Annotated in this window: 4 protein-coding genes; 2 read left to right on the top strand and 2 right to left on the bottom strand. The window is 71.2% G+C overall.

Annotated features, from left to right (window positions below; all coding sequences use genetic code 11):
* Positions 1-38: 38 nt before the first annotated feature.
* A complete protein-coding gene (locus ACFCY7_RS39795) occupies positions 39-1,076 on the bottom strand; it encodes a glycosyltransferase family 2 protein (RefSeq protein ID WP_376490963.1) in 1,038 nt (345 codons plus the stop codon).
* Between the two features lie 210 nt (positions 1,077-1,286).
* Here ACFCY7_RS39795 and ACFCY7_RS39790 point away from each other — a divergent pair, with 210 nt between their 5' ends.
* Positions 1,287-2,666, top strand: coding sequence for an LCP family protein (locus ACFCY7_RS39790; protein ID WP_376490962.1), 1,380 nt, complete (start codon positions 1,287-1,289; stop codon positions 2,664-2,666).
* A gap of 84 nt (positions 2,667-2,750) precedes the next feature.
* Here the strand turns inward: ACFCY7_RS39790 and ACFCY7_RS39785 are convergent, their stop codons facing one another.
* Positions 2,751-3,296 (bottom strand): acyl-CoA thioesterase, encoded by a 546-nt coding sequence (locus ACFCY7_RS39785; RefSeq protein WP_376490961.1) that lies wholly within the window; start codon positions 3,294-3,296, stop codon positions 2,751-2,753.
* A 131-nt stretch (positions 3,297-3,427) separates the two neighbouring features.
* Between ACFCY7_RS39785 and ACFCY7_RS39780 the strand changes: the two genes are divergently transcribed.
* Complete coding sequence (locus ACFCY7_RS39780) at positions 3,428-4,735, top strand: LCP family protein (RefSeq protein WP_376490960.1); 1,308 nt, start codon at positions 3,428-3,430, stop codon at positions 4,733-4,735.
* The last annotated feature ends 60 nt before the right edge of the window (positions 4,736-4,795 follow it).

The following is a 4,795-nucleotide window of genomic DNA, read 5'->3' as shown; positions in this document are numbered from 1 at the left end:
CTTCCGGGGTCCGGCCGTCGCCGTGCGTACGGAGGTCGTCAGACCGTCTCGGTCTCGCGGGTCCTCACCGCGGGGCGGCGGCTCGCGATGACCTTCTTCGCGAGGGAGCGGGGGCTGGTGAGGAAGCCGTAGCCCCAGGACATGTGCATGGTGGCGAGGGCCACCGGGATCTGCAGGCGCGCCTTGAGCGGGAGGCCCTTGCCGGCCGGGAGGGAGCCGGCGGTGATCGCGGCGAGGTAGCCGGCCGGGACCACGAAGCCCAGCGGGGTGAGGCCGGCGCCCACGACCAGGCCGGCGGCGATGGCGCAGACGGCGGTCGGCGGGGCGAGGTAGCGGAGGTTGATGGAGCCCTGGTGGTAGCGGGCCACCACGTGCCGCCAGCGGCCGTAGTCCTTGTACTGCTTGGCGAGGGCCTTCACGGAGGGCCGCGGGCGGTACTGGACGCGGAGCTCCGGCGAGAACCATATGAGGCCGCCGGCCTCGCGGATGCGGAAGTTCAGCTCCCAGTCCTGGGCGCGGATGAACTCGACGTTGTAGCCGCCCTGCTGCTCCAGCGCCTCGCGCCGGAAGACGCCCAGGTACACGGTCTCGGCGGGGCCCGCCTCGCCGCCGGTGTGGAAGGCGGCGTTGCCGACGCCGATCTTCGAGGTCATCGCGGCGGCGACCGCGTCCTCCCAGGCGTTCTCGCCCTCGGCGTGCATCACCCCGCCGACGTTCTGCGCGCCGGTCTCCTCCAGGAGCCGGACGGCGGTGGCGATGTAGTTCGGGGAGAGCATGCCGTGGCCGTCGACACGCACCACGATCGGGTGGTGCGAGGCCTGGATCGCCGCGTTGAGGGCGGCGGGGGTGCGACCGGTGGGGTTCGGCACCGTGTGGACGCGGCGCTTGTCCGAGGCGGTCTCGCGGACGAGCTCGGCGGCGATCTCGTCCGTGCGGTCCGTGGACGGGCCGAGGGCGATCACCACCTCCATCTCGCCGTCGTACTCCTGCTCCAGGATGTGGCGAACCGAGGTGCGCAAGTACCGCTCCTCGTTGAGGACCGGCATGATCACGGAGACGGGGGGCGTGGCGTTCATCGCCCGTCACGTTACCGCGAATGGGGGACAGCGGTGCGTGCCGAGCGGGTGGTGGGGCCTGGCGCTGATCGTATGGGCCTACCGTGCTCACGGTTCCCCTTGTCACACCCGCGGAGGTGTCCGTCCGTGCCCACACCGCCCCGCACGCCCCGTCCCCGGTCCGCCCGTCCCGTACCGGTCCGCCGGCGGCGGAGGCGCCCCCGGTGGGGGATGCGGATGGCGACGGCGCTCTCCGTGACGGTCCTCGCCGCGGGCGGCATCGGGCACGCCGTGGTGAGCGGCCTGGACACCGGGATCACCCGGGTCGACCCGTTCAAGGACATGAAGAACCGGCCGCAGGCCGGGCACGGAATGAACGTCCTGGTCGTCGGCACCGACGGCCGCGACCGGATCACCCCCGAGGAGAAGGCGAAGTACCGGCTCGGCGGCGCGCCCTGCCACTGCACCGACACCGTGATGCTCGTCCACATCTCCGAGGACCGGGAACGGGCCAGCGTGGTGAGCCTCCCCCGCGACTCGTACGCCGAGATGCCCGAGCACACCGACCTGAACAGCGGCAAGAAGCACCGCGCCCACCCGGTGAAGCTGAACGCGGCCTACGCGGAGGGCGGGCCCGGGCTCACCGTGCGGACCGTCGAGTCGATGACCGGCGTCAAGATCGACCACTACCTGGAGGTCGACTTCACCAGCTTCATGAAGACCGTCGACGCCGTCGGCGGCGTCCAGATCTGCACGACCAAGGCGGTCAAGGACACGTACACGGGGCTCGACCTGTCGGCCGGCACCCACGAACTCGACGGCGGGCAGGCCCTCCAGTACGTCCGCTCCCGCCACATCGACGGCGCCGCCGACATCGGGCGCATGCAGCGCCAGCAGCGCTTCCTCGCGGCGCTCATCGAGCGGACGACCAGCGGCGGGGTGCTGCTCAACCCGGTGCGGTTCCGCGAGGTCGCCACGACGATGCTGGGCTCCGTACGGGCCGACGAGGACTTCGGTACGGACCAGCTGCTCGCCCTCGCCAAGGCGATGCACGGCTTCACCCCCGCCTCGTCGGAGTTCGTGTCCGTGCCGATCGGGGACATGAGCTTCCCCGTGAAGGGCATCGGGTCGACGGTGAAGTGGGACGCGGCCAAGGCCCAGAAGCTGTTCCAGGCGCTCCGCGACGACCGGCCGCTCGCCCCGCAGAAGGCGGCGACCTCGTCGAAGGCCCCGAAGGCGGACGTCGTGGACGTGGCGCCGCGCACCATCCGCGTCCAGGTCTACAACGGGACCCGCACGGACGGGCTCGGCCGCAAGGTCGACGACGCGCTGCGGGCGACCGGCTTCGACACCACCCGCACCCCGATGACGGGGGCCGGCCAGGAGTACCCGCGCACGGTCGTCGAGTACGACCCCCGCTGGGACCGGTCCGCGAAGTCCCTCGCGGCGGCGTTGCCGGGGGCGCAGCTGCGGGCGGTGGCGGGGCGGGGCGCGACGCTGCGGGTGACGGTCGGCGGGAACTACCGGGGGGTCACCGGGGTGCGGGCGGAGGATGCGGGGCGGGGCGGGCCGTTCGAGGCGGTCACGGGGGACCAGGTGGTGTGTCCGTAGCCGTTGCGGGTGCGGGGTCGGGCGGGGAGCCCGGCGCGGCCGGGCTCCGTTCCGTCGTGCCCACCCGTTCCGAAAGGGCCCGCGCTAGTCCTCGTAGCCTTCGGCGGCTCGGCGTTCGCGGAGGGCTTTGATGGCCTGGCGGCGGGCGAGGCGGTGGGTGCGGCGGATCTGGGCTTCCTGGTTGCGCCGGTTGTCCTGCTCGGTCTCGGGGATGACCTGGGGGACGCGGCGGGGCTTGCCGTCGGCGTCGACGGCGGCGAAGACGAGGTAGGCGGAGCCGACCTGGGTGGCGGGGGTGGATTCGTTCCAGCGCTCGGCCATGACGCGGACGCCGACCTCCATGGAGGAGCGGCCGGTCCAGTTGACCTGGGCCTTGACGTGGAGGAGGTCGCCGACGCGGACGGGTTCGAGGAAGGCCATCTCGTCCATGGAGGCGGTGACGGCGGGGCCGCCCGAGTGCCGGCCCGCGACGGCGCCGGCGGCGTCGTCGACCAGCTTCATGATCACGCCGCCGTGCACCGTACCGAGGAGGTTGGTGTCGTGGCTCGTCATGATGTGGCTGAGAGTGGTGCGGGAGGCGGAGGTCGGCTTGCCCGGGATGTCGTCCGGGATATCGCCCTGTTCTGTCATGCCCTCCACCATATGCCGGGTCCTGTGACGGGTAGTCGTTCGGTCCGCTTTGCATCAGCTTGGCAACAGCACCGGTCCGATCTTCTACCCGGGCTGTCGTCCGGAAAGCCCTGCCCGGCACACTGGTCCGTATGAATGACTGGCCTGAAGACGGCGGGTACGGCCGCGGCAACGCGAACTCCCAGCCCGAGGGACCCCGCCGGATGAGCCATGTGCAGCGCCCGCAGGCTCCGCAGCAGCCCCGCTACGACCAGGGGCAGGGCCGCGGACAGGGCTACGGCCAGGGCGGCCAGGCCGGCCAGGGCTACAACCCGAACTACACGCAGGCCCGCAACGAGGGCTACGACTCCGGCTACAACACCGGCCAGGTCTACGGCGGCGCCCAGCAGGGCGGCGCCCAGGGCGGCGGCAACGGCGCCCCGCCGCCGTACGCACCCCAGGGGCCCGGGCGGCCCGCGCCGGACTGGCGCAAGCGCGCCAAGGTGGGCTCGATCGTGCTGGTCGTCGGCGTCCTCGCCTGGGGCATCGGCACGTACGCGTGGGCCAGCTCACAGATGCGGAACGAGGTCGACCTCTCCAAGGTCATCGAGCGGCCCGAGGAGGGCGACTGCACGACGTACCTGATCGTCGGCTCCGACAGCCGCGAGGGCATGTCCGCCGAGGAGAAGAAGAAGCTGCACACCGGCTCGGCCGAGGGCAAGCGGACCGACTCGATGATGATCCTCGCGGCCTGCTCCAGCGGGAACACGATGATCTCGCTGCCCCGTGACTCCTGGGTGACGATCCCGAGCTTCGTCGGCTCCGAGTCGGGCAAGTCGTACCCGGCGCGCGGCGGCTCCAAGCTGAACGCGGCCTACGCGATGGACGGCCCCGAGCTGCTCGTGCGGACCGTCGAGTTCAACACCGGGCTGCACATCGACCACTACGCGGAGATCGGCTTCGCCGGCTTCGCGAACATCGTGGACGCGCTCGGCGGCGTCGAGCTGAACATCGACAAGGGCTTCAAGGACAAGAAGTCCGGCGCCGACTTCCAGGCCGGCAAGCAGACCCTCAACGGCGAGCAGGCACTGGCGTTCGTCCGGACCCGGTACGCGTTCGCCGACTCGGACCTCCAGCGGACCAAGAACCAGCAGAAGTTCCTCTCCGCGCTGGCCAACCAGGCGGCGACACCGGGCACGATCCTCAACCCGTTCGCGCTGTACCCGACGCTCGGCGCCGGCCTGGACACGCTGATCGTGGACAAGGACATGTCGCTGTACGACCTCGGGAAGATGTTCTTCGCGATGAAGGGCATCAACAGCGGCGACGGCAAGTCCATGAACATGCCGCTCGCGGGCTCCGCGCCGCAGAACTCCCTCAAGTGGGACATGCCGAAGGTGAAGCAGCTCGTCGAGCAGATCAAGAACGACGAGAAGGTCACGGTGACGTCGAACCGCTGACCGGGACACGCCGGAACACGCCGGAACACGCGAAGGCGCCCCTCACGATCGCTCGTGAGG

This window comes from Streptomyces sp. NPDC056361, assembly GCF_042262805.1.
Lineage (GTDB): Bacteria > Actinomycetota > Actinomycetes > Streptomycetales > Streptomycetaceae > Streptomyces.
Note: the sequence above shows the minus strand (reverse complement) of the source record. Positions and strands in the feature narration are given on the sequence as shown.

Coding starts and splice junctions, on each gene's coding strand:
- ACFCY7_RS39795 (WP_376490963.1), bottom strand. CDS start 1,076: ATGAACGCCACGCCCCCCGTCTCCGTGATCATGCCGGTCCTCAACGAG.
- ACFCY7_RS39790 (WP_376490962.1), top strand. CDS start 1,287: ATGCGGATGGCGACGGCGCTCTCCGTGACGGTCCTCGCCGCGGGCGGC.
- ACFCY7_RS39785 (WP_376490961.1), bottom strand. CDS start 3,296: ATGACAGAACAGGGCGATATCCCGGACGACATCCCGGGCAAGCCGACC.
- ACFCY7_RS39780 (WP_376490960.1), top strand. CDS start 3,428: ATGAATGACTGGCCTGAAGACGGCGGGTACGGCCGCGGCAACGCGAAC.